The following is a 25,072-nucleotide window of genomic DNA, read 5'->3' as shown; positions in this document are numbered from 1 at the left end:
GCACCGTTGCCCTGGGTACCGTCGGCCTGCTCGCAGCCTGCGGCGGCAACTCCTCCAAGAACGAAACCAGCGCTCTCTCCGCCGGCGACGACCTCTCCAAGGCAGTCTCCTACAACGAGAAGGACCGCTCCGCCCTCAAGGACGGCGGCGAGCTGCGACTGAGTGCAGACGGCATTGGCCCGAACTTCAACATCCTCAACACCAACGGCTACACCGCCGGTAACCTGAATATTCAGGCGGCTATCAACTCTGCCTTCACCGGCGGCTTCTACGCTGACTTCCGCGGCGAGTCGCACATGAACAAGGACTACGTCACCGAATACAAGGCGCAGACCGTTGACGGCGTGCAGACCGTGACCTTCAAGATCAACCCGAAGGCAGCCTTCAACGACGGTACCCCCATCGACGTGAACGCCGTCAAGAGCTACCAGACCATCTACACCGCCGCGGCATCCGGTTCGGACTACCAGATTACCCCCTCGCCCATCTGGGAACAGGTCGCAAGCGTCGAGGCTGTGGACGGCGATACCCGCCACGTGAAGGTCACCATGTCCAAGCCCTGGTACCCCATCGAAGGCAGCTTCACCTCGTTCCTGCACCCGGCATTCGCCGATCCCAAATTCTTCAACGACGGCCTGAACGACAAGCCCCTCGACCAGTACTGGGCAGGCCCCTTCAAGGTCGGCGAGTGGAACTCCTCCTCCAAGGTGCTCACCGTCGTCCGCAACGAGAAGTGGTGGGGCCAGAAGCCCGCTCTTGAGCGCATCACCTGGCGTGAAATGAGCTCCCAGGCAGAGCAGGCAGCTTACAAGAATGGCGAAATCGACTACGTGGACGCCAGCACCCTCAGCTCCTATAACGAGCTCTCCGGCGTGGCAAACACCGACATCCGCAAGGGTAGCGCTCTCAGTGTGGGCAACTACGAAATCAACCCGGAAAAGGTGCCCCTGCCCGTCCGCCGCGCATTCGTTGCAGCCCTCAACCGTGAGCAGCTGCAGAAGCTGCGCTACGAGAAGCTCGGCTGGAAGGAAACCCTGCCCGGCTCCATGTGCATGCTGCCCATGCAGGAAGGCTACCAGGACAACTACCCGACCAAGCTCGGCAAGGACGTCGCTACCAAGATCCTTGAGGACGCAGGCTACACCAAGAACGGCGACTACTACGCCAAGGACGGCGCTAAGGTCTCCTACCCGGTCATCACCTTCGGTAGCGACCCGGTTGTCAGCTCCACCGCACAGTTCCTCGTCCAGCAGATGAAGGAAATCGGCGTTGAACTGACCATCGAGAACCACGGTGCCTCCGAAATGTCGAGCATCATCTCCTCGAAGAACTTCGCGATTAAGACTGGCGGTTACGGCATCACCACCTCCCCGGTGGATGCAGCGAACTACTTCTACATCTCCGAGACCAACAACGGTCACGGTAAGGATCTGGACTCGCTGGCAGCAACCATGATGTCCACCGAGGACCCGAAGGAACAGCTCAAGATCATGAACGAGCTGGAGAAGCGCCACCTGGACGAGGTCGCCATCTACGTGCCCACCCACAACGGCCCGAACTTCAAGGCGTGCCGTAAGGGCCTGGCGAACTACGGCCCCATGCTCTTCGGCCTGCCCTACTACAACCCGAACGTATGGATCAACGTCGGTTGGGAGAAGCAAAACTAAGCGTTGAGCACCGCTCACACACTCCATAAGGGGTAAAAGCGCTACAGCGGCGTGTTACAAAAGGATTAAAACCTTCTGTAGCACGCCGCTTTCCCGTTCCTAAGAGAGTCGCACGGATATACTTAAAACAAATGTGGGCATTCTGCCCGCAACCCCGGCAGAGACTGTCCTCCCGCCGGGTTGGAGTGTGGGTTACGCACCGTTCGCGTACCGCCTCCACAACACTGCGAATACTCTAGGAGAAATTCCATGAAGAGCATGTCTGTCTCTCGCCGTACCCTCCTGACCGGCACCGTTGCCCTCGGCACCGTTGGTCTACTGGCTGCCTGCGGCAGCTCGAAGGAAAAGGTTGGCGGTAGCGCCGCTAACAACGCTGAAGATATTCTGAAGAACCTTCAGGTCAACAAGCAGGACCGTTCCTCCCTCAAGCAGGGTGGCACCCTGACCCTCGCGGCTACCGCCCTGGGCCCCAACTTCAACCTGCAGACCCAGAGCGGCTACACCTCCAGCAACCTGGACGCTCTGGCACCCTGCAACATTCCCGCCGTGATGGGCTTCTACACCATGAGCCCCGAAGGCGAAGGCACCCTCAACCCCGAGTTCTGCACCGAACACAAGACCGAGACCGTCAATGGCGTGCAGACCGCGACCTTCAAGATCAACCCCAAGGCTGCCTTCAACGACGGCACCCCCATGGACGTGAACGCTGTTCGCGCCGTGTGGAAGGTCTACCGCGCAACCACCGACAACCCCTACCACATCACCGATAACACCATGTGGCAGCAGGTTGAGAGCATCGAGGCTGTGGACGGCGACAACTTCCACGTCAAGGTCACCATGAAGGCTCCGTATTACCCCTCCGAGGGTCTGTGCGCCTTCGCAATCCACCCCGCCCTGGAAGACGTCAACCTCTTCAACGAAGGCTTCGTTGACAAGCCCCTCGACCAGTACTGGGCAGGTCCCTTCAAGGTTGGCGAGTGGAACTCCTCCCAGAAGGTGCTCACCCTGGTCAAGAACGACAAGTGGTGGGGCGAGAAGCCGGTGCTGGACCGCATCATCTGGCGTCAGATGGACTCCGAAGCAATCCGTGCAAGCTTCAAGAACGGCGAACTGGACGCCTTCACCTTCGTTGGCGCAACCAGCTACAACGCTGTGAAGGGCCAGGCAGGCACCGAGATTCGCCAGAGCCAGAACACCAACGTCAACATCATTCAGCTGAACCCCAAGCGCATCGAGGACCTGGCACTGCGCCGCGCAATCCTCGCTTCTGTGGACCGCGAGCAGATCGCTAAGGCATACTTCTCGCAGCTCGGCTGGACCGAGCCGCTGCCCGGCTCCATCATTGCGATGCCGTTCCAGAAGGGCTACCAGAACAACTACGCTGGTGACACCGGTGCACAGGCAGCTGGCAAGATTCTGGAGGCCGCAGGCTACTCCAAGTCCGGCGACTACTACGCTAAGAACGGCAAGGTTGCTGGCTTCGCCCTGACCTCCTTCGGTTCCGAGGCTGTCTACCAGGCGGTCTACCAGATTCTGGAGCAGCAGCTGAAGTCCGCAGGTATCCGCCTGAGCGCTGACAACCAGCCGCAGTCGAACTCCAACTCCGTGCTCGGCCAGAAGAGCTACGAAGCAATCTTCACCGGTTGGGGTGTTCTGCCCGACCTGGCTTCCTCGGCACCCTACTTCTTCACCACCGAGGTGTTCGGAGTCGGTGACCCCGAAGTTGATAAGCTCATCGAGAAGCTGCAGAACACCGAGAAGGAAGACGAGCGCATCAAGATCGCTAACGAGGCGGAGAAGCTCTACTACGAGAAGGTCGCAGTGTACCTGCCCTACGCAAACGGCCCGATGTACGCCGCTGTCAAGGCTAAGGTTGCGAACTACGGTCCGTCCCTGTTCAAGCAGAGCTACACCAGCGCTGACTACTGGGTCAACGTTGGCTGGCAGGAGTAGTACCGCTTGCGGTAACGCTCTAGCCGTCCTGTAGGACTCGAAATCCCGGGTACTCTCACGAGAGAGTGCCCGGGATTTTTCTGTCCCGCTTGTTCTGCGTCCTTTAGCTGGATACATTAGCGGGATATGTAATTACAAAAACTAGGGGAGCGCCACTCTAACTGGCTGCTACCACTCGCCCAGGTACAGGGCACGCTCCTGCAGGTACCTCAACATCTTCGGGTTCTGCCGCAGATAGAAGATACGGTAAATGCCGCCTCCAGCAACGATGAAAGCCAGCGGGAAACCCAAAATCACGAGCACACGGCTCATATTAGCGGACAGATCAAACGGATCACCGCTGGTTGCCACCAGCACAATCCAGAGAGAATAGCCCACGCAGGCGAGCAGAGTGCCCCACATGCCGCGCACGAGCCAACTCACCAGCGTCACCGCAATGACCCACGCCAGCGCCAACGTGAACTGGTGCCGCTCCGCCTGAGCCCAAGGGAGCGCCCCCACGTAAATAATTGCGGGGATGCCCAGGTACCCGGGGATATTCAGCGAGGCAAGAATATTCACGCAGAAATATCCCAAGAAAATAGCGCTCAACGACGAGGACAGAAACAGGTGCAGGGGAATCATGCCGTCGCCGCTATAGACGGCGGTCGGGCCCGCGTACACGGTTTCAAACATGAGGGTCAGCGGAGTCATCATGTACTCAATCCAGACGACCAGCGCAAAGGCACCGAAAATGCCCAGAGCCTGCATCAGTGCAATCAACCGTGAACGCGCATCGTGAGGAATGGTGAAGCTCTGGCCCTTCGCCTTGACGCCACAGACATGAACGACAGCCACCATTGCCGCGATGCACAGCACCCAGCGCACGAGGACGCCCGGCAGGTCAGGAAGACCTCCATAAGCCCCCGTAGCGGGGTCACCCCAGGCTCCGGGGAGCAACGTAATAGCGTGAGTGCCCTCGGGGAGGCTGGTGGAGGAAGCAAGCCGGTGCGGTTCGTAGATAACCCACCACAGAAGGCAGGCTGGAATCAGCGCGGAGAGCTTACGCAGCAGAACCGGGAACGGCGCAGACTCATAGACGAGCGCCTCAAGATTGAGCCGGCGCATCAGCCGCCGAACAGGAGAAAGAGCGCGTAGCTCTTTTTGCTGCTCTTCCCACACTCCGGTATCCCATGTCCTAGTATCAGAAGACATCATCGTATTCCCTATCACTTGAGAACTTCCTTGTTGAGTGTATTCTTACATTAGCAGAAATACCCCCGGCTAGTGCCTAAACCCCAGCAAACCCGGTCCAGCAGACCCGGCTCAAAGAATCAGCACATCAGGAAGCAGGGCATCAGGAAAGGTGGGCATAAGGAAAGGGGCCCCACCACAATGGTGGGGCCCCTTAGAGCCTATAAAGGGAACTACTTAGTGGTCACCTTCAGGACAGTGCTCAGGTTCTGGTGAGCAACGCCCGGCAGACCCTTAACCTCAGCGAACTTGCGGGTGTTGGTCACAATCACCGGGGTAATCAGCGGGTAACCCGCCTCCTTGATAACCTCAGGATCGAACTCAATCAGAGCGTCGCCAGCAGCAACAACATCGCCCTTAGCAACCTTCACGCTGAAGCCCTTACCGTCCAGGTTCACGGTATCCAGACCAACGTGAATCAGCAGCTCAATGCCGTTCTCCAGCTTCAGACCCACAGCGTGGCCCGAGGGGTAGGTTGCAGCAACCTTACCGGCTGCGGGAGCAACAACAGTGGTACCGGTCGGCTCAATCGCCACACCCTCGCCCAGCTTGCCTGCAGCGAAAATCGGGTCCGGAACATCAGACAGAGCAACAGCAGTACCCTCAATCGGAGCGTGCAGCTCAATGACCTCACCAGCGGAAGCAGCGGGTGCAGCAGCGGCGGTCGCAGTAGCGGCAGTAGCCGGAGCAGCCTTAGCGGCAACAGCCTCAGCCTTAGGAACGGCCTCAGCATCCTCAGCCTTACGCTCCGCAGCGTGCCTTACAGCGTCAGCCTTCGACTCGTAACCGAACAGCAGAACACCGGTCATAGCGCCGAAGAACGCAATAGCCAGACCAATCACGTACAGGTACGAGGGCTGCATAGCCGGAATCGACAGCAGCGAAGTGAACGCGAACGCGTAGGACTTAACGCCCAGGAAGGAAATGGTAGCGCCACCAATAACAGCGGGAACCAGAATAATCGGGATCACGCGCTTGTAGCGGAGCACAACACCGTACAGGGACGGCTCAGAAATACCACCGAGCAGACCGGACATCGACGCACCAACAGCGGTCTGGCGCAGCTCGCGGTCGTGCTTAGCCTTAATAGCCACACCGGTCACAACACCGAACACAGCGAAGTTGTAAGCACCCATCGGGGACTGAATGAAGTCAGTACCCATGGTCTGCAGGTTGTTAATCATGACAGCGTTCAGCGGCCAGTGCAGACCCAGCGGAACCATGAACAGGTACAGACCAGCAATCAGAGCACCAACCAGAGCCGGAGCCTGGTCGTTAACCATCTTCAGGAAGTCAGAGATGCCCATAGCAACACCGATACCGATGGGGCCAACCAGGAACGCGGTCACCGGAACCAGAACGATGACCGAAATCATCGGCACGAACACCATCTGCAGCATCGAAGGAATAACCTTCTTCAGGAAGCGCTCAAACGGAGCCAGCAGAGCAACAGCCAGCAGCGGGGGGAAGACCTGACCGGTGTAGCTGAATGCGTACAGCGGCAGATCCATACCGAAGAACGGAACGTTCAGAATCTTAGTGGCGGGGTCAGCAAGAGCAGTCAAATCGGTGAAGGTACCGGTCATCAGTGCAGCGGGGATAGCCGCACCAACCCACATGTTCGCGCCCAGACGCTTAGCAGCGGTAGCACCCAGCATGATAGGCATGAAGTTCAGAACCGACAGCGAAGCAGCCTTCAGGATGTACCAGAAAGCAAACTGCTGCATCCACTGGGTGTTCAGCGCCTTAGCAGCCTCGGGGTCAGCCACACGAGCACCGTTAATGATGTCAATGTTCACGCTCTGACCGGTCAAGTCAGTGTACTGGCCGAAGAAGCCCAGCTGCTGCAGGAACACAATCAGGGTCAGAATCATCGAGGTACCCAGAAGTGCCCACAGCAGAGGACGGAAGGAGTCAGACAGAACGTCGAAGACGTTGGTAAGCCAGCCGGACTTCTTGCCTTCAGCCTCAACCTTGGTGTCACCCTCAGCGTGGCCGGACATAGAAGGCAGAGCGTTGATCTCGTTGTACACAGCCTCAACGCGCTCGCCCAGAACAACCTGAGTCTGGCCGGACTGCTCAATCACAGAGAGAACGCCGGGCAGGCTCTCAATCTTCTTGTTCTGCACTGCATCGTTAGACACAGGAGTGACACGAAGGCGGGTTGCACAGTGAGTAATGTGCGCGATGTTCTCGGGGCCACCCAGGCCGTCAAGAATCTTCTCGCCAAGTTCGCGGTTATTCACGATACTTCCTTAGATATGCGGTCAATGTCTATGCGGTTGTTGCCGGAGGCTGTGCCTACCTGACGCTGCGGTAGCCGAAAAGCCCCGGAAAACACGTCCAGAAAACACAAAAGACCCGAGTCTCTCGACCACCGGAAGCACTACACTCGTGCCCACTATGGAGCTTCGGTACAGCAAATAGAGGGGATTCTCGGCAGATATATGCTGCCGTCCCATACGGTGTTGAGTAACTCAGGTCTTGCCTGCCAAACCAGTAACAACCCTGAAGAAGGTTTCCCTTCTCAAATAGTTCCCTGTAACTCTAAGGGTTTTCCCAGGTTAAGAGCAAGGTGAGAGGCAAAAGCTATCAGAAGCTGTTAAATGTTTCACCCAAGTGATAGCTGAGAATAGCTGAGACACGCTCTCGGCGCTGACTGCGGGGAGCCTCCCGGCTGGAAATCCAGCAGGGCTCAGGCAAAGCCTAGGCAGGGTCCCAGAGCCCTCCGGTACGCCCAGATACGCCCCGGACCGGGCACTTTCGAAGACGGCGCTCATGAAGACGCGGAAGGGCCCCGCATCCACAAGATACGGGGCCCACACGCTACCGAAGTAGCTACCTTTCCGACTAACTACTTAGCCGGGAAGAAATTCAGCGGAGCAACCTCCAACTCAGGGTAATTACGCTTCTGCCAACGGCGGTTACGATGCGCATTCACCTCAATCAGCGCGGCACCCAGAGCACCGGCACCCAGAGCCGTCCACAGCAGATGCGGAAGCACAGTAACGAACTGGTGGTACTCCACCAGAATCGGCACGAACAACGCCGCGAAGAACACCGCAAGCAACGCACCAAACAGCAGAACACGAGCACGGTTGAACGGACGAGCCACCGCAGCCAAGTTCCACAGACCCATCATCACCAGGGTAATGAACGAAGCCGTCTGAACCTGACGGATATCCTCAACACCCATGCCGCGAGCCGTGAACGTCACCGCCAACAGCATCGCAACCACAATAATCGAGTTCGGAACCGTGTAATTCAGCACGCGGCGCAAGAAGCCCGGCACATAACGGCGCGAATTCGGCAACAGAGTCAACGCGAAGGACGACGCACCCACAATCAAGAAGTCCGCAGTCGAGTACTGACGCGGCAAGAACGGGAAGGTCAAACCGAAGAGGCTGAACAGAACGCCCAGAAGAATCGCGAAGCCAGTCTTCGTCAAGAACAGGTTCGCCACCATCTCAATGTTCGTAATGACCTGACGGCCCTGCTCCAGCGCAGCCGGCAGAGACGAGAACTTACCGTCCAAAAGAACCAGGCGAGAAACAGCCTTCGTCGCCGGAGCAGCGTTACCCATCGCAATACCCAAGCTTGCATGCTTAAGCGCCAGAGCGTCATTAATGCCATCACCGGTCATCGCCACCACATGGCCGCGCTCCTTCAGAGCAATCACCATGTTCTTCTTCTGCTCGGGCGACACACGACCGAAAATATTGTGAGTAGCCGCAGCCTCAGCAAGCTCCGGACCGTTCTCAGGCAGAGTCGACGCATCAACCGCGCCCGCAGAAGTATCCATGCCCGCAGTCTTCGCAGCCGCAGCCACAGTGAACGGGTTATCACCCGAGAAGACCTTCAGAGTCACACCCTGACGGTGGAAATACTCCACAATTTCAGGCGCATCCGCTCGCACATTCTCACGGAAAATCACGAACAGAACCGGGGTAGCATCCGACGGGATCTTCTGGATCGGCTCATCCTTCTCATTGCGAACCACCGCAGAAGCATGCGCCAAAACCATCGTGCGCAGACCCAGCGCCGCCAGCTCGGCGGCACGCTCACGCTCAGCGGTGCCCTTGGCGAGAAGCGCCTCCGGAGCACCCAGAAGCCACGCGCCCGAATCCTTAAACTCAATCGCGCTAAAACGCAGAGCCGAGGAGAACGGCACAATACCGCTCACCGACGCCGAAGAAGCATCCGGGAAGCCACCGGTCAGAGCTGCAGCGGTCGGGTTCGCGTTCTCATCGTGACCAAACCACGCCAGCGCCTCATTCCAACCGGCAGGCAGAGAAGCACGCCAAGAAGTGTGCTCCGCCGAGTCAGCATCCGGGCCCTCAGCCTCAGCAACGGTGTCCAGCGGGCGCACCGAATCAAAAATCACGCCACCCTCAGTCAGGGTGCCGGTCTTATCGAAGCAGACCACATCCACACGAGCCAGAACCTCAACCGCAGGCTGCTCCTGCACCAGGATGTTGTGCTTACGACCCAGCGCCACAGCCGCCGCCGCAAACGCCAGAGTAGTCATCAGCGCCAGACCCTGCGGAATCATCGAAGCAACCGAGGACACCACAGCAATAGAAACCTGCTCCCACAGGTGGTTCTGCTGCACGGTCTCCAGGCCACCAGCCGCCTGAATCTGACCCCACGACACCACAGGAATAATGATCGCAAGACCCACCGTAATCCAGCGGACCACACGGTTCAACGCATCACGCAGCTCAGACTGAATACGCGAGAACTGGCGCGCCTCATCAGAAATCTTGCTTGCACGAGAATTCGCACCCACGTGAGAGAGCAGGACGCGGCCGGTACCACCCAGCACACTCGACGCCGACAGCACCATATCGCCGGGGCGCTTAGCAATCGGGTCGTTCTCACCGGTCAGCAGGGACTCATCCAGCTCCAAAGAATCGGAGGTGAGCACAACAGCATCCGCCGGAACCTGATCGCCGCGCTTGAGGATGACAACGTCACCCTCAACCAGCTGCTCCATCGGAACCTCAACGCTCTTACCGTCACGCACGGCAGTAGCGGGGGAGCGGTCCAGCAGGGAGATGCGGTCCAGCTCAAGCTTCGCCTTGTACTCCTGCACAAAACCAATCACCACGTTAGCGATAACAGCCCCCAGGAAGAGCAAATCAGCCCAACGCTGGTACATGATCACCACGGCACCACAGGCACCCAACACAAAGTTGAAGACCGTGAACAGGTGCGCACGCATAATGCTCCACAGCGTGCGAGAAGACTTATTATTCTGGGTATTGACCCTACCTTCAGCAGTCAGGCGAGCAACATCATCGCTGCTCAAACCGTGCTGGGCAATATCGAAAGATCCGCTATGCGGTGTTTCAGAATATTCGGGAATGTAGCCGGCAACGGCAGGCGCTGCCGTTTTCTGCTGAGGATCCATGCGGGGGTCTCTTTCTCGAATGGATGGAATGCTGAACTGAATAGAGTTCAGTATTGCGGACATTACCTTTCAGTGTATCCGTGCAGGAGGGGATAAAGATAATCTCCGCCCTGTAATGAACTGATATTTACAGTCATTCCAGAACGGAGATTTAATATATGCGAATACTGGCATGTTTTGAGGTGGAAAGTGTTTGCGGATGGTTCGCTAACGCCCCTGTAAAACCAGTAAGCCAGCAGACTCAGCGCGCTAGCAGACTCAGCGTTCCGGCAGAATCAACAAACGATTCGTCACCGGATGCCTCAACACCTCAATCGGATGCTGATACACCTCAGACAACAACTCCGCCGAACACACCTGCTCAGGGGTGCCCGAAGCAACCACCTCACCACCACGCAACAACACCATACGGTCAGAATACGCAGCCGCCACATCCAAGTCATGAAGTACCGTCAACACCGCAGCACCCTCAGCAGCCAACTCACGGCTCACCCGCAACGTCTGCTCCTGATGCGTAATATCCAACGCCGCAGTCGGCTCATCCAAAAGAATCAGCGGGGTCTGCTGAGCGAACACACGCGCCAAATGCGCACGGCCACTCTCACCACCGGACAGGGTCGTAATATCGCGATCCGACAAATGAGTCACCGACGTACGCTCCATCATCGAAGCAACCACGGCGTCATCCTCTTCAGCGCGCTCCGTGCCCTTCCACGGGGTGCGGCCCATCTGAACCACCTCATGCACCGTGTACGAAAACGCCACATTCAACTTCTGCAACAGCATCGCACGCTGACGCGCCATCTGACGGGCAGGAATCGAACCCAGCGGGGTGCCATCCAGCAGAATCTCACCGCTACTGGGCGCAATATCACCTGCAATCACACCCAACAGAGTCGACTTACCGGCACCATTAGGGCCAATCAGCGACACAACCTCGCCCGCAGCAACCGACAGAGACACATCATTCAAAATCTGACGCCCACCAGCGTTAAAACACACACCGGACAGGCTCAACAACTCACTCACGAAGCACCTCCGCCCTGACCCAGGGAACGACGCAACAACACGAAGAACGTCGGGCCGCCCACCAAAGCCGTAAAAATACCAATCGGCAAATCGGCAAAAGGCACCAGCGTACGCGCACCCAAATCAGACAGGGCAATCAACAGCGCGCCACCCAATGCCGAAGCCGGCAACAACACACGATTCGACGGACCCAAAATCATGCGCAACAGGTGAGGAATAATCAGACCAATAAACGCAATAATGCCCGCATACGCCACCGCAGCACCCGTCAACAAAGCCGTCGCCGCAATAGACACCGCACGCAGACGCTCCACGTTCACGCCCGAATGCTGCGCCGCACGCTCACCCAACGCCAGAACATCCAGCGAAGAAGCCATCACAAAACATGCCACCAAGCCAATCAGAATAACCGGCCATACGCTCGCCACAGCCTTCCATGTAGAACCGTTCAGCGAACCCATCTGCCAGAACACAATCTGATCGCGGCTCGTCGTATCAGCAATAAACATGAGGAACGCAATAATCGCATTCGCCACCGCGGTCACCGCAATACCCGTCAAAATCATCGACAGGACCTTCGCACGACCCGAAGAACGCGACAGGAAATACACCAGCGCAGTAGCCGCCAACGCACCCACAAACGCGAATGCAGGAGTCGTGAAAATACCGAAGAACTGCAGGTTCAACACAATCGATAAACACGCGCCAACCGCCGCACCCGAGGAAACACCAATCACGCCCGGCTCAGCCAACGGGTTACCAAACACCGACTGCATCACCGCACCGGAAGTACCCAAAGCGGCACCCACCAGCACGCCCAACAGCACACGCGGGAAACGGATATTCCACAGAGTGCTATCCGCCAGCTGCATCGCCGGGTTCTCCGGCGCAAGACCCAGGCGGCGGCCCACAGAAGCAACCACCTGATCAGTCGGGATATTGTACTGACCCAAACCCGCAGACAGCACCATCACAACGCACAGTGCCACCGCCAAAAACGTAAACGTCAGACCGGCACGACGCCGACGTGAAGCACGATAATCCCGCGCACCCGCCGCACTCTTCACGGCAGCCACTACTGGCCCCCCGCAGGAGTCGAGTACGCAGCCTTAGCCAGCGAGAGCAACACCGCCGGAGTATTCGGGCCATAGGACAGAATCTGGCCGTCACCCATATCGATAATGCGCTTATTCTTACCGGCAGTCGTCTCACCCACACCCGGGCGAGCCAAGAAACCATCCAAACCGCCGGTGGACTTAATGCCGCCGCTCATGGTCAGAATGACGTCGGGGTTCAGCTTCACCAGCGCCTCACTGGTCGCCGGAATAATATTCGTCGCGTTCTGCTCAGACGCCACATCCTTGCCGCCAATAGCCTGAATCAAATCGTCAGCGCCCGAACCCTTGCCGAGCACAAAGAACACGCCAGCGGTACCGCGCACGTACAGGAACGCGAACGACACCTGCTGCTCACCCTTCGGGGCGACGTCCTTGAGCACCTGCAGGGCATAATCCAGGTCCTTCTGCACGCGGGCAGCAACCTGCTCGCCCGCCTCTGGAACACCCAGCGCCTGCGCAACAGCCTTGAGCTGCGGAATGATCTTATCCATACGACGCTCATGATCGAAGACCACCACGGTCACGCCCGCAGCGCGCAGCTGATCCACAATCTCAATCGGGCCGTTGCTCTTATCCCACAGCACCAGGTCCGGGGAGGTCGCCAGAATCGCCTCAGCGTTCAGGTCGTGACCGTTCTGGGTCACCAGCGGCAGATGAGCCAGAGACTGCTCCGTCGAGGAGGTGACACGGCCAACCAGACGACCGCCCAGACCCAGCGCAATCATCTGCTGAGCCAGAGTGCCGTACAGGTCCAGCGCCAGCACACGGTCAGCGGACTTAACGGTTACCTCGGTGCCGTTGAAATCCTTGAACGTCACGGGGAAAGCCGGAGTGGGGGTATCAACCATCGGCTGAATTTCGGGGGTATCTGCGGCGCTATTGGGGCCGCGCAGAGCCTTCTGATCAGGGGCAATAGAAGAACGCAACTGATCGGCAAGGTTCTCCAAAACGGTGCGAGTGCTCTGCTCATCCACCACAGCCTGCGAAGCACTTGAAGAAGCGGCCGGGTTCTGAGTACCCACACCGCAAGAGCTCAGCAGAAAAGCGGAAGTGATGGAGAACGCCGCATACTTCACTGCATCGCGGCGGTTCAGGGCAGAAGAAGAAAGGGAAGAAAACATCGTCGTCTCACAGAAAAAGGGAAGCTAGAAAAACTGGGGTAGGCGCCGGGGTAAAACCTGGCACCTGAAGCGGGGGTGCAGTGAAAATCTGCACCCCCGCACGGGCCGTGTCGGCTTACCGGTGAACCTCATGGTTGAGTCTCACGGGCGAGCCGACAGTGTGGGCATCCTCGTGAGGTGCCGTTATGCCTTCTTGCGGCGGCGAGTGTACACGACGGTACCCGCGCCGGCTGCAACAGCGATGAAGCCTGCAACCAGGGTGCCCTCAACACCGGAGGCGCCGGTGGAAGCCAGAGGCTTGCCGGTGACCGGGTCGCAACCCTCACCCTCGTAGACGGTCTCGGACACGGTCTTGGTGGTGGTCTTCGCGCCGTTAATCGCTGCGGAGAAGCTCAGCGGAGCCATGTCCTTACCGGCATCGTAGAAGCCAGCGAACGCCTTCGCGCCCTCAGCGGTCAGGGTGGTTGCCGCACCGTTGACGCTCACAGCGTCAGAGGAGCTCTGCAGACCCGAAAGATCCACCTTCAGCAGTGCCACCTCACCGTAGTTAGTTGCCTTGCCGGAGGGATCATTGCTGTTCATGGTCGCGTAGAGAGTGCCGGAATTGCCGTTAATCTCAAGGCGCGGGTTCGCAATGGTGGTGTCCAGAATGCCGTGGTGACCGGTGAAACGAACCGAACCGCTGAAGGAGATGGAACCCTTACCGTTCTTGAAGGTGCCGGTGCCGTTAGACCAGTTGAACGCATCCGAAGAGTAGGAGGTGCCGTTCAGCTCCCAGCTACCGTTCGCGATGCCGCCGCGCACGTAGTTGCGGAAGGAATCACGCACGCCCCAGCCAAGGTTTGCGCTCTTAATGGTGCCGTCGGATGCGCCCTGCTCCTGCACCTCGCGGGTGCGGGTGACGGGTACGCAGACCGGCTGTGCCGGGTTGTTGCTGACAGAACCGTTCGAGGAGGAACCGCCGTTAGAAACGCTGCCGGAGGTGCCTGCCGAACCGCCAGAACCGGAGCCGTTAGTGCCGGAGTTACCGGAGGTGTTCGAGGAGCTGTTATCGGAGGAGCCGTTCTCAGAACCCTTGTTATCGGAGGACTTGTTCTCAGAGACGCGGGGAACCTCAACGGTGTTCTCCGCGGTCTGCTCGCTGAGCTTTACGGAGAAGCTCAGCGGTGCCATGGCGTTGTCGGCACCGCGGTACTGGCCCGCGAAGAGCACGTCAGAACCTTCAGCGGTGAGCGCGACTGCTGCGTTCTGCGCCGAGAAGACGCCGTCCTTCACGCTCGCGCCGGAGAGGTCTACCTCGGCGATAGCCAGGCCGGTCTTAGAAACGGACTTGCCGTCGCGGGTCAGCGCGTCAACGTCAGCGACCAGGGTGCCCTTGCCGTTGACGACGACCAGGCGCATGTTCTTGATGGTGCTCTTGAGCTGACCGTTGTGGCCGGTGAACTCTGCGGTGCCCGCGAAGTTGATCTGACCGGTCTTGGTCTCGGGGTTGTACACGCCGGATGCCTGAGTGTACTTGAAGCCGCCAGCTGCGGTCTTCTCCATGCCCTCAACGTTCACGGAGCCGTGCGCGAAGCTGGTCAGGTACTTCAGGAAGGACTCGCGGATATCCCAGCTGAGGGTGCCGGACTCGACGACGTTGCCGGTGACCTTTTCTTCACGCTTGGGCTCGGTGGTTGCGGCGGGGGAGGAGGGTGCCGCGGAGGTGGGGGCTACGCTCGGCGCTGCAGAAGTGGGCTCTGCAGGCTTGGGGTCTGCGGGCTTGGGGTCTGTGGGCTTGGGTGCCTCGCTGGTCGGTGCGGAGGAAGGCTCGCTGCTGGGCGCAGCAGTCGGCTCTGCGGTCGGCGCAGCACTCGGCTCGGCGCTGGGTTCAGTGCTGGGCTCAGGGCTCGGCGCGGGTGCTTCCTTAGTCACGATGGTTGCGGAGAAGCCGAGTGCATCCAGCTCCTGACCTGCCTTGTAGAAGCCCGCGAAGGCGCCGGTTGCCTCTTCGGAAAGCTTGACGCGGGTGCCGTTTTCCTCGTCAACGCTGGGCAGGGTGATGGTGTTACCCTCAACCTTCAGACCGGAGGCATTGAAAGTGCCGAGGGTCATGTTCTTGGTTTCGACCAGGTCGTTCGGGGTGGTGTTGCCGTTGTAGGGGCGCGACTGAACGTTGGCGCGCACGGTGCCCACGCCGTCCTTAATGGTGACGGAGAGGTCGGAGATGATGACTTCCAGCAGACCGTGGTGAGCGGTGTAGTGAATCGAGGAGCCGGTGAAGGTGACCGAGTATTCGCCGTTGGCTACGGTGCCTTTGGCGGAGGTGAAGTGGTAGGAGCCGTCTTCGTTGGTGGTGACGCCGGTCAGTTCCTGGGAGCCCTGGGAGAAGGGACCGTTGATGTAGGAACGGAAGGACTTCTTCAGGCCCCAGTTGACGGTGACGTCCTGCAGGCTCTGCTCTGAGGCTGCGGCTACCTCACCGGTGCTGACGTGGGAGTTGGTTTCAGCTGCGAAGGCCGCGGGTACGCCAGCGACGCCGCTGAGGCCGATGGTTGCTGAAGCCAAGAACGCCCAAGTGCGCTTGGTGAGAGAGGGGGTAGACATTTCGGTGTCTCCTTGAATTTTGTGATTGTGGTGTTCGTATCAAGTCTAGCCCTATTAGCCTATGTTTGTGTAACTTAATGCCTGGGGTGACTTGTGTATGAGGTTTACCTTAGCAAATTTTTTGCGAGAGCTATTGCCAAAACCGGTTTTTGGTGACAATATGTCATTAACAGGTTTTGGTGACATGGTGTCACTAAAACATTTATTGTTCACCCACAAGCCACTTTAGGAACTCACAATGACTATTACCGCCCCCGAAACCACCCAGGAACGCTTCTCCGCACGCCTGAAGGAAAGCACCAAGCACGTCCACGACAACGCCGAACACTCCACCTTCATGGAAGATCTCATGGGCGGCTCCCTCAACACCGAGGCATACCTGCGCCTCATCAACCAGTACGTGCACATCTACGAAGCACTCGAAGCAGTCTCCGAACACTACCGCGCAGAACCCAGCCCCATCACCGAACCCTTCACCCACCCCGGCCTCGACCGCGCAGAATACATCCGTGCAGACATCCGCGCACTCGGCCAGGAAGGCGACATCGACGCGCCCCTGCCCGCAACCGCAGAATACGTAGAGCGTATCCGCGCCACCATCAACTCCCCCGAACGCTACCTCGCACACCACTACCTGCGCTACCTCGGTGACCTCTCCGGCGGCCAGGCAGTCGCAGCGCTCGTCAACCGCCACTACGGCATCCCCGCCGAAGCGCTGAGCATGTACCGCTTCACCGAACTGCCCAAGCCCAAGGTCTTCAAGGACGGCTACCGCGAACTGCTCGACAACGCACCCCTGACCGACGAACAGCGCGAAGCCCTCATCGAAGAATGCATCGAAGGCTTCCGCATTAACGCCTCCCTGTTCGCGCAGCTGGGCCGCAAGGTCGCCGAGGCATAAACCCAGAACGCGCATAAACAGAACGCCTCAACGCACAACCTCTCACCGCTCAACGCACAAGCCAGCGGGCATAACAAAAGGGGCGGATGCTTTCACAAGCATCCGCCCCTTTCGGCGTTAGTCTCAAACGAGTCGAAAACTAGCCCTTCGCAACCTCACCGAAGTAAGAAGCGAGAGTACCCTCGTGAGCTGCACGCAGCTCATCCAGGTCAATGGAAACCTCATCCTGGAAGTCCAGAGCGTTCGACTCAGCGTCCACCACACCAATACGTGCGAAGGGGAACTGGCGAGCGGTGCACATATCCTTGAAGCGCACCTCCTCAGAACGCGGAACCGAAACCACAACGCGGCCCAGGGACTCCGAGAACAGCAGAGTGAACAGGTCCACGCCGTCACGCTCAGCAACCTCACCCAGACCAATGCGGGCACCGGTGTTGAAACGCAGGCAAGCCTCCGACAGAGCCGCAGCCAGACCACCAGCAGACACGTCGTGCGCGGCATCAATCATGCCGTCACGAGACATGTTCACCAGCATGTCACCCAGCTGACGCTCCAGAGCCAGATCAACCTTCGGCGGCTGACCGCCCAGGTGACCCTTGAAACGAGCCCACTCGGAGCCGTCCAGCTCATCGCGAGTGGTACCCAGCAGGTAGATAGCCTGACCGTCATGCTCAGGAGCCCAACCCGAAGGGGTGCGGCGGGTGACGTCATCCATCACGCCCATCATCGCCACCACGGGGGTCGGGTTAATAGCTTTACCACCGGTCTGGTTGTACAGGGACACGTTACCGCCGGTCACCGGAACACCCAGCTCCATGCAGCCATCAGCCAGGCCGCGAACAGCCTCAGCGAACTGCCACATGACGTCCGGATCCTCGGGAGAACCGAAGTTCAGGCAGTCAGACACAGCCACGGGGCGTGCACCAACGGTCGCAACGTTACGGTACGCCTCAGCCAAGGACGCGCGAGCACCCTCGTACGGATCCAGGTAGGTGAAACGCGGGGAGGCATCGGTCGCCAGAGCAACACCGAGGTTGGTGTTCTCGTCCACGCGCACCACGCCGCCGTCGTCCGGCATGGACAGGGCGGTGTTGCCCTGAACGTAGCGGTCGTACTGGTTGGTGATCCAGGACTTGGAGCACATGTTCGGGGACGCCATGAACGCCTTGATTGCCTCGCCCAGCTCCTTACCGCGCGGGCGGGAATCGTCGGCAGCCGAACCGGTGAAGTGGTTAGCCTGAACGTCATCCTGCCACTCGGGGCGTGCGTAAGGACGCTCGTAGGTCGGGCCGTCGTGCGCGACGGTGCGGGGGTCAACATCCACGATGACCTCGCCGTCCCACTCGATGACCAGGCGGCCAGAGTTGGTGACCTCACCGAGGAAGGAGTACTCCACGCCCCACTTGTTCATGATCGCTTCGAAGCGCTCCACGTTCTCGGGGGAGACAACAGCCATCATGCGTTCCTGAGACTCAGACATCAGAATCTCGCCCGGGGTCAGGGTGGGGTCACGCAGCAGAACCTTGGTCAGGTCGACGTGCATACCGCCCTCACCGTTAGAAGCCAGCTCGCTGGTTGCGCAGGAAATACCCGCAGCACCCAGGTCCTGAATACCCTCAACCACGGAGCCCTTGAACAGCTCCAGGCAGCACTCAATCAGAACCTTCTCAGCGAAGGGGTCGCCCACCTGAACGGCAGGACGCTTCGAGGGCTTGGTGTCATCGAAAGACTCGGACGCCAGCACCGACGCACCGCCGATGCCGTCGCCACCGGTGCGTGCACCGAACAGAACAACCTTGTTGCCCACGCCCGATGCGTTCGCCAGGCGGATGTCCTCGTGGCGCATAATGCCCACAGCCAGTGCGTTGACCAGCGGGTTTGCCTGGTAGCAGGAGTCGAACTCAACCTCGCCGCCGATGTTCGGCAGGCCCAGGGAGTTACCGTAACCACCAATACCGGCAACCACGCCGCCAATAACGCGGGCGGTGTCCGGGTGATCAATCGCGCCGAAACGCAGCGGATCCATCACAGCAATCGGGCGTGCACCCATGGAAATAATGTCACGCACAATACCGCCCACACCGGTCGCAGCACCCTGGTAGGGCTCCACGTACGAGGGGTGGTTGTGGGACTCAATCTTGAAGGTAACAGCCCAGCCGTCACCAATATCGGTCACGCCGGCGTTCTCACCGATACCGACCATCAGGTCCTTCTTCATCTCATCGGTGACCTTTGCACCGAACTGCTTCAGATGAACCTTAGAAGACTTGTAGGAGCAGTGCTCGGACCACATGACCGAGTACATTGCCAGCTCAGCCGCGGTAGGACGGCGACCAAGAATTTCCTTAATGTCCTCGAACTCGTTCTCCTTCAGACCCAGTTCGGCCCAGGGGAGTTCGGTGTCCGGGGTTGCCGCCGCGTGCTCGACGGTGTCGAGGTTAAACTGCTTTTCGCTCATAACTTCTTAGAATCCTTGTCGTGCGTTAGCGGGCGTTAATCAGGTTGGCAAGAACGGAGGTGAACACGCCGAGACCATCGGCGCCACCGCGCAGAGAAACCTCACCAAAACCGGAAGAGGAAGGACCGAAGCCGGGCTCCACAGCGTGCTCCGGGTGCGGCATCAGACCGACTACGTTACCGCGCTCATTGCTGATACCAGCAATGTCATTACGGGAACCGTTCGGGTTGAAACCAACGTAGCGGAACACCACGCGGCCCTCAGCCTCCAGCGCCTCCAGAGTCTTCGGGTCAGCAACATACTGACCGTCCTGGTTCTTCAGGGGGACAACAATCTCCTGGCCAGCAGCGTAATCGCTCGTCCAGGAGGTGGAGTTATTCTCAATGCGCAGAACCTGGTCACGGCAAATGAACTTGCGGTGATCGTTCTTAATCATCGAACCGGGCAGCAGGTGAGACTCAGTCAGAATCTGGAAACCATTGCAAATACCCAGAACAGGCAGGGGAGCGGAACCGGAGGTGCCAGCAGCGTTAGCGGCATCAATTACCGAACGCATCACGGGAGCCTTCGCAGCAATAGCGCCAGCACGCAGGTAGTCACCGTAGGAGAAACCGCCAGGAATAATGACGGCATCAACGTTCTTCAAATCAGCGTCGTCGTGCCACAGCTCAACGACGGTACCGCCAGCCAGACGGACAGCACGCGCAGCGTCACGGTCATCCAGGGTGCCGGGGAAAGTCACCACGCCAACGCGTGCGTCAGCGAAAGCGGGGTTCGGGGAGTAGCTAGAGAAGTCGCCAACCAGGGGGACTTCAGTGGGTGCGAGGGACTCTGCCATAGGTATTAGTCCTCCAGAACCGAAACGTTCACAACGTCTTCGATGACGGGGTTCGAGAGCAACTCTTCAGCAGCCTTGCGGGCAGCCGCGAGGTGCTCCTCGGTTGCCTCACCCTCGACGGTCAGCTCGAAGCGCTTACCCTGGCGAACATCAACGAAGGAATCAACGCCGATACGGGGCAGCTCGTGAGAAATAGCCTTACCCTGCGGGTCAAGAATTTCGGGCTTGAGCATAACATCAACAACAATACGGGCCATGTGTGGGCACTCCTTGGGTGCGTGGGTTCTGTATGAGCCGTATCTCATCTTACCGTACTAACGACCGTAACGGGGGTATGTGTTCGGTTGGTGGATACCCTAAGAGGCTCGAATCACGTCTTTTACGCCTCGAGGGGTGGAAGATAGCGCTCGCACACCCGCAGCAGACGCTCACGCAGCTCAATCGAACGCTCCGACAGCTCACGCTGAATCCGCACGTACTCAGCCTTACCCTCGGTCGTCTCCACCGGAATCGGCTCATACCCCCAGTCACGAATATCGTAGGGGGCTGCGCGCATATCCAGTTCACGCGCATCCCACGCCAGGTCAAAACAATCCATGACCAGAGTCGAATCAACCAGCGGAAGCAGCTTGTACGCCCACTTGTACACGTCCATATTCGCGTGCAGGCACGCGGGCTGCTCCAGCACACGCTGCGTCTCACGGGTCGGCTGCAGCTCGTTCAACGGTGCTGCCTGCGGCATGAAGAAACGGAACGCATCAAAGTGCGAGCAGCGGATGCGGTGCTCCTCCACCACGCGGTCCGTACCCTCCGCACCCAGGCGCAGCTCCAGGTAGTCGTGGCGGATATTGTTCTCCACCGACTTGTACGCCATCGCCCACTCGTGCATGCCGAAGCAGCCGAACTGGCCCTTCTTCGCGGCGGTATTACGCAGAATCTCGTGGGTGAAGGCGAGGGCGGTAGCGCGGCGCTCCACGAAGTCGGTGACGTCCACCGTGACGGCGGAGGCGGCATCGGCCTGGGCACGCGTCACCTCGGGGGTACAACCCGCTTCGAGGAGCTCCTGCTCGGTTGCGGACCGGTAGAAACGCCAGGAGGCGCGCTCGGGTGCATCCAGCAGAATGATGCCGGCGCCGGGGTGCCAGCGCTTGAACTGGCCGGGCTTGAGAGTGTAGTAGGTGAAGAGGAAGTCCTCCACGGGGTGCACTTCGTGGCGGGCACGACGCTGCGCAAACGGGTCGGCGTAGCGGCCGGCACGCGCCTCATGCGCCGCCTCTGCGGCACGCCATTGACGGGCATCCATCACCTGGGAAAAAACAACACTACTCATGCTTCTAGCCTAAACGATGCCGCGACAAGGTAGGGCAGAAAGTAAAACTACTTTATTCAGTGAAGGTGTCAACAAGACCGTGTTCATCCTCGAGTTCCCAGAGCTCTTTGAGAGCTTGCTCCTTCTGAGCAACGGTCTTCTTGAGAAGTCCCTTACGGAAAGCATCGGCATCCTCGGTGCGGATACGGAAGTGGCTACCCACCTTATGCGCCGGGAGGTCACCAGAGCGAATAGCCTTCATGAGCGTGGGGCGGGAAATACCGATACGCTGCGCCGCAACGGTCGTCGTCAAATCTTGGGGGACAGGCTGAACATCAATACTCTGCCCGTTAGCCAAGGCATGGAAGACGTGCTGAATGACCTGGTTAAGGGCGTCGCCAAGCTGCTGGCTTTCTCGACCCGAAACGGTCAGCTCAATGGTGGTTTCTTCAGAATTCTTGAGAATCTCCCGCGCCTCTGCGCGAGCCTGATTGAGGGTATCTTCCTCCAGGGGGTTGGTTAGGGTGGTGGTCATTATCTTCTCCTTGGTGCTGTTGCCGGCAGAGTCAACGTCCGAAGATGCCACGTCGGTGGGGTGCATATCATTCGGTTGGAGGCTCATTCACGGTTGATACAACCCTACCCCTATCTGAAATAACTGTAAAGCGTTTCAGTTATTTCACCTATACACAGACAAAAGGGAGGGGCGGTGCCGGATCAAACCAGCACCGCCCCTCCCGAAGCGTACAGCCCACAAACGAGCTAAACCCTAGCGGCCAGTACCACCGTAAACAGTAGCCTCACCCTCAGCGTCCAGACCGAACGCAGTGTGCACCGCGCGAACAGCCTCATCCAGCTTGCTCAGCTCAGTAATCACCGAAATACGGATCTCAGACGTTGAAATCATGTCAATGTTCACGCCAGCAGCAGACAGAGCCTCAAAGAAAGTGAACGAAACACCCGTGTTAGTCTTCATGCCCGCGCCAACCAGCGACAGCTTACCAACCGACTCGTTGTAAATAACCTCCTGGAAACCCAACTCAGCCTGCGCAGCCTCCAGCGCCTTCAGCGCGGTGGGGCCCTGCTCCTGATCCAGGGTGAAGGAAATATCGGTCACGCCGGGGCGGTCGGTGGGAACGTTCTGAACGATCATGTCCAGGTTCACCTTCGCCTCGTTAATCAGACCGAACACCTTAGCTGCCGAACCGGGAACATCCGGAACACCAACAACAGTAATCTTTGCGCGGGTGCGATCGTGCGCGACACCAGAAATCAGGGGCTGCTCCAAGGGAATCTCCTTCAGATGGGTGGGGGTCAGTTCCGCGGACTCCTCCGGAACCACGATAGTGCCTTCAAGGTTAGAGAACGAAGAACGCACGTGAAGCTTCAAGTTAAAACGACGAGCATACTCGACGCTACGCAGGTGCAGAATCTTTGCACCGTTCGCCGCCATCTCCAGCATTTCCTCGCTGGTGATGGTATCCAGCTTGTGCGCGGTCGGCACGATGCGCGGGTCGGCGGTGAACACGCCGTCCACGTCCGAGTAAATCTCGCACACATCGGCGTTCAGCGCGGCGGCCAGCGCAACGGCGGTTGTATCGGAACCGCCGCGGCCCAGGGTCGTAATGTCGCCACTCTGACGGTTCATGCCCTGGAAACCGGCCACAATCGCGATATTTCCGGCCTCGACGGACTCACGGATGCGATCGGGGCGAACCTCCACGAGGCGCGCCGAACCGTGCACGCCGTCGGTAATCATGCCAGCCTGCGAACCAGTGAAAGACTGGGCCTTAGCACCCAGGTCGTTAACAGCCATCGACAGGACGGCGGTCGAAATGCGTTCACCGGCGGTCAGCAGCATGTCCAGCTCACGGGAAGGAGTGACATTGCTGGTGACCTCTGCGGCAAGGTCGAGCAGCTCATCGGTGGTGTCACCCATAGCGGACACCACGACGACCACATCGTTACCTGCCTTCTGAGTGTCCACGACGCGGCGGGCAACGCGCTTTACACCCTCCGCATCAGCTACGGAGGAACCGCCGAACTTTTGGACGATCAGGCTCATAGAATTCTCCAGGTCAGTTACTTGTGTGCCACCGGCAGAGGCCGGCTCCTCATTTATAGTAGACGGCGTTCAGTGCAAGCGGCGAACTGTGCACCCGTATGTATTGCCCCGTGAAATATTACGTAGTATTACGCGGTGGTGACGCGGGGCGCGGAAGCGGGTACAGCACGCCCGCGGAGGCTAGTTTTTAGGTCCACGGGTTCACATACGTGACACCCGGTAGCGGCGGAACATCCGGCTTCGGGGTGCGCAACGGGGCGTTCTGAATAGTGCGGATCTTCTCCTCATAATCGGGGGTGCGGAACACCTCCGGCGCATCTTCCGCCTGCTCGGCTACGGGTGCTTCAGCCGGTTCGGAGGTGGCGCTCGCAGGAGCCTCCTCGCCGGAGTCTTCGCCCAGGTCGGGGGCGGGTTTTACAGTGGGTTCTGCGTCTGCAGATTCGGCAGCAGAATCCATACCAGAACCAGCGGGGGATTCCTTGTTGCTGGATTCCTCAGCCTCCTGCAGAACCTGCTCAATCAGCTGCTCATCCACCGTGCCCTGCACACCCTCAGTGGCGGGCGCCTCCGTGCGGGAACCTGCAGAATCCTCAGAATCCAGGTCATCAAACATGCTCGAAGTCCAGCGGCGACGACTCTGCTTCGCCTCCTGAGCCTGAACCTGAGCCGCCTGCTCACGCTCCTGTTCCTCCTCACGGTTCACGCGCTCAAAATCCTCGGCGGCAGTATGCGCCACCGCTGTGCCCTCGCTAATGACGCGGCGGCCCTCCAACGCGCGGCCCAGGGTAATCTCGTCCGCGTACTCCAGATCGCCACCGACCGGAAGACCCGATGCCAGGCGCGATAGACGCACACCCAGCGGCACGAGCATACGCGAGAGGTAGGTTGCGGTCGCCTCACCCTCAAGGTTCGGGTCCATCGCCAGAATAATCTCCTGGATACGCTCATCCGCCAGGCGGGACACTAGCTCACGAATACGCAGCTGCTCCGGGCCCACACCCGCCAGCGGGTTAATGGCGCCGCCGAGCACATGGTAGCGGCCGGTAAAGGAACGGGTACGCTCAATCGCCACCACGTCCTTCGACTCCTCGACCACACACAGCACGGACGGGTCGCGGCGCTCATCACGACAGATCGTGCACAGCTTCGTCTCGGAGACGTTACCGCACTCCTCGCAGAAGCTGACGCTGGTCTTCACCGTGGAAATGGCGTTGGCTAGGCGCGCCATATCGGCAGCATCCGCATTCAGAATGTGAAAAGCGATGCGCTGAGCCGACTTGGGACCCACGCCCGGCAGGCGGCCGAGCTCGTCAATGAGGTTTTGAACTGCTCCCTCGTACATGGCTTCTCCTTCAGATGCGGTGCGTTGTGCTGGTGTGTT

17 protein-coding genes are annotated in these 25,072 nt (G+C 59.1%); 3 read left to right on the top strand and 14 right to left on the bottom strand.

Going from position 1 to position 25,072, the window contains the following annotated elements; all coding sequences use genetic code 11:
- Together HMPREF2980_RS02015 and HMPREF2980_RS02010 are read left to right on the top strand one after the other, a co-directional pair.
- Window positions 1-1,667 (top strand): ABC transporter family substrate-binding protein (locus HMPREF2980_RS02015; protein ID WP_070689952.1); only part of this gene is annotated, 1,667 nt, incomplete at its 5' end.
- A gap of 249 nt (window positions 1,668-1,916) precedes the next feature.
- On the top strand, window positions 1,917-3,620 hold the full coding sequence (locus HMPREF2980_RS02010) for an ABC transporter family substrate-binding protein (protein ID WP_049353422.1): 1,704 nt from the start codon (window positions 1,917-1,919) through the stop codon (window positions 3,618-3,620).
- A 168-nt stretch (window positions 3,621-3,788) separates the two neighbouring features.
- Here HMPREF2980_RS02010 and HMPREF2980_RS02005 read toward each other — a convergent pair whose 3' ends face one another.
- The 7 genes from HMPREF2980_RS02005 to HMPREF2980_RS01975 all read right to left on the bottom strand — a co-directional run bounded on the left by HMPREF2980_RS02005 (window position 3,789) and on the right by HMPREF2980_RS01975 (window position 16,120).
- A complete protein-coding gene (locus tag HMPREF2980_RS02005; protein WP_246823641.1) occupies window positions 3,789-4,817 on the bottom strand; it encodes a dihydrodipicolinate synthase in 1,029 nt (342 codons plus the stop codon).
- Between the two features lie 209 nt (window positions 4,818-5,026).
- Complete coding sequence (locus tag HMPREF2980_RS02000) at window positions 5,027-7,099, bottom strand: glucose PTS transporter subunit IIA (protein WP_070689950.1); 2,073 nt, start codon at window positions 7,097-7,099, stop codon at window positions 5,027-5,029.
- A gap of 608 nt (window positions 7,100-7,707) precedes the next feature.
- Window positions 7,708-10,266 (bottom strand): HAD-IC family P-type ATPase, encoded by a 2,559-nt coding sequence (locus HMPREF2980_RS01995; RefSeq protein WP_070688100.1) that lies wholly within the window; start codon window positions 10,264-10,266, stop codon window positions 7,708-7,710.
- A 258-nt stretch (window positions 10,267-10,524) separates the two neighbouring features.
- Window positions 10,525-11,295, bottom strand: a complete 771-nt coding sequence (locus tag HMPREF2980_RS01990) for a heme ABC transporter ATP-binding protein (RefSeq protein ID WP_070689948.1) — start codon at window positions 11,293-11,295, stop codon at window positions 10,525-10,527.
- Window positions 11,292-12,371 carry a FecCD family ABC transporter permease gene (locus HMPREF2980_RS01985; protein WP_005507200.1) on the bottom strand — a complete coding sequence of 360 codons (1,080 nt, stop codon included), beginning with the start codon at window positions 12,369-12,371 and terminating at the stop codon, window positions 11,292-11,294. The genes HMPREF2980_RS01990 and HMPREF2980_RS01985 overlap by 4 nt, the downstream gene beginning before the upstream one ends.
- Entirely contained in the window at window positions 12,371-13,534 is a 1,164-nt protein-coding gene (locus tag HMPREF2980_RS01980) for a heme/hemin ABC transporter substrate-binding protein (RefSeq protein WP_070689945.1), read from the bottom strand. The genes HMPREF2980_RS01985 and HMPREF2980_RS01980 overlap by 1 nt, the downstream gene beginning before the upstream one ends.
- 183 nt (window positions 13,535-13,717) lie before the next feature.
- Window positions 13,718-16,120, bottom strand: coding sequence for an HtaA domain-containing protein (locus tag HMPREF2980_RS01975; RefSeq protein WP_070689943.1), 2,403 nt, complete (start codon window positions 16,118-16,120; stop codon window positions 13,718-13,720).
- Window positions 16,121-16,358: 238 nt separating this feature from the next.
- Between HMPREF2980_RS01975 and HMPREF2980_RS01970 the strand changes: the two genes are divergently transcribed.
- A complete protein-coding gene (locus tag HMPREF2980_RS01970; protein WP_070599145.1) occupies window positions 16,359-17,021 on the top strand; it encodes a biliverdin-producing heme oxygenase in 663 nt (220 codons plus the stop codon).
- A 139-nt stretch (window positions 17,022-17,160) separates the two neighbouring features.
- Here HMPREF2980_RS01970 and purL read toward each other — a convergent pair whose 3' ends face one another.
- From purL to recR, 7 genes are all read right to left on the bottom strand, one after another.
- Window positions 17,161-19,479, bottom strand: a complete 2,319-nt coding sequence (gene purL, locus HMPREF2980_RS01965) for a phosphoribosylformylglycinamidine synthase subunit PurL (protein WP_070685267.1) — start codon at window positions 19,477-19,479, stop codon at window positions 17,161-17,163.
- A 25-nt stretch (window positions 19,480-19,504) separates the two neighbouring features.
- On the bottom strand, window positions 19,505-20,317 hold the full coding sequence (purQ, locus tag HMPREF2980_RS01960) for a phosphoribosylformylglycinamidine synthase subunit PurQ (protein WP_005507195.1): 813 nt from the start codon (window positions 20,315-20,317) through the stop codon (window positions 19,505-19,507).
- A 5-nt stretch (window positions 20,318-20,322) separates the two neighbouring features.
- A complete protein-coding gene (purS, locus tag HMPREF2980_RS01955) occupies window positions 20,323-20,574 on the bottom strand; it encodes a phosphoribosylformylglycinamidine synthase subunit PurS (protein WP_005507194.1) in 252 nt (83 codons plus the stop codon).
- A 122-nt stretch (window positions 20,575-20,696) separates the two neighbouring features.
- Window positions 20,697-21,647 carry a 3-methyladenine DNA glycosylase gene (locus HMPREF2980_RS01950; protein ID WP_070689941.1) on the bottom strand — a complete coding sequence of 317 codons (951 nt, stop codon included), beginning with the start codon at window positions 21,645-21,647 and terminating at the stop codon, window positions 20,697-20,699.
- A gap of 52 nt (window positions 21,648-21,699) precedes the next feature.
- Entirely contained in the window at window positions 21,700-22,161 is a 462-nt protein-coding gene (locus HMPREF2980_RS01945) for an excisionase family DNA-binding protein (RefSeq protein WP_070593554.1), read from the bottom strand.
- A 234-nt stretch (window positions 22,162-22,395) separates the two neighbouring features.
- Window positions 22,396-23,691: an aspartate kinase gene (locus HMPREF2980_RS01940; protein ID WP_070593553.1), complete on the bottom strand. Its 1,296-nt coding sequence runs from the start codon at window positions 23,689-23,691 to the stop codon at window positions 22,396-22,398.
- 187 nt (window positions 23,692-23,878) lie between these two features.
- On the bottom strand, window positions 23,879-25,033 hold the full coding sequence (gene recR, locus HMPREF2980_RS01935; RefSeq protein WP_070634305.1) for a recombination mediator RecR: 1,155 nt from the start codon (window positions 25,031-25,033) through the stop codon (window positions 23,879-23,881).
- Window positions 25,034-25,072: the final 39 nt, after the last annotated feature.

This window comes from Rothia sp. HMSC076D04 (genome assembly GCF_001814645.1).
GTDB classification, from domain to species: domain Bacteria; phylum Actinomycetota; class Actinomycetes; order Actinomycetales; family Micrococcaceae; genus Rothia; species Rothia mucilaginosa.
This window is presented reverse-complemented; position numbering and strand designations above follow the sequence as displayed.

What these genes read in the sequence shown, in the direction of transcription:
- HMPREF2980_RS02010 (WP_049353422.1), top strand. Translation starts at nt 1,917, where the DNA reads ATGAAGAGCATGTCTGTCTCTCGCCGTACCCTCCTGACCGGCACCGTT.
- HMPREF2980_RS01945 (WP_070593554.1), bottom strand. Translation starts at nt 22,161, where the DNA reads ATGACCACCACCCTAACCAACCCCCTGGAGGAAGATACCCTCAATCAG.
- HMPREF2980_RS02005 (WP_246823641.1), bottom strand. Translation starts at nt 4,817, where the DNA reads ATGATGTCTTCTGATACTAGGACATGGGATACCGGAGTGTGGGAAGAG.
- purS (WP_005507194.1), bottom strand. Translation starts at nt 20,574, where the DNA reads ATGGCCCGTATTGTTGTTGATGTTATGCTCAAGCCCGAAATTCTTGAC.
- HMPREF2980_RS01970 (WP_070599145.1), top strand. Translation starts at nt 16,359, where the DNA reads ATGACTATTACCGCCCCCGAAACCACCCAGGAACGCTTCTCCGCACGC.
- purQ (WP_005507195.1), bottom strand. Translation starts at nt 20,317, where the DNA reads ATGGCAGAGTCCCTCGCACCCACTGAAGTCCCCCTGGTTGGCGACTTC.
- HMPREF2980_RS01975 (WP_070689943.1), bottom strand. Translation starts at nt 16,120, where the DNA reads ATGTCTACCCCCTCTCTCACCAAGCGCACTTGGGCGTTCTTGGCTTCA.
- HMPREF2980_RS01940 (WP_070593553.1), bottom strand. Translation starts at nt 23,691, where the DNA reads ATGAGCCTGATCGTCCAAAAGTTCGGCGGTTCCTCCGTAGCTGATGCG.
- HMPREF2980_RS01995 (WP_070688100.1), bottom strand. Translation starts at nt 10,266, where the DNA reads ATGGATCCTCAGCAGAAAACGGCAGCGCCTGCCGTTGCCGGCTACATT.
- recR (WP_070634305.1), bottom strand. Translation starts at nt 25,033, where the DNA reads ATGTACGAGGGAGCAGTTCAAAACCTCATTGACGAGCTCGGCCGCCTG.
- HMPREF2980_RS01980 (WP_070689945.1), bottom strand. Translation starts at nt 13,534, where the DNA reads ATGTTTTCTTCCCTTTCTTCTTCTGCCCTGAACCGCCGCGATGCAGTG.
- HMPREF2980_RS01950 (WP_070689941.1), bottom strand. Translation starts at nt 21,647, where the DNA reads ATGAGTAGTGTTGTTTTTTCCCAGGTGATGGATGCCCGTCAATGGCGT.
- purL (WP_070685267.1), bottom strand. Translation starts at nt 19,479, where the DNA reads ATGAGCGAAAAGCAGTTTAACCTCGACACCGTCGAGCACGCGGCGGCA.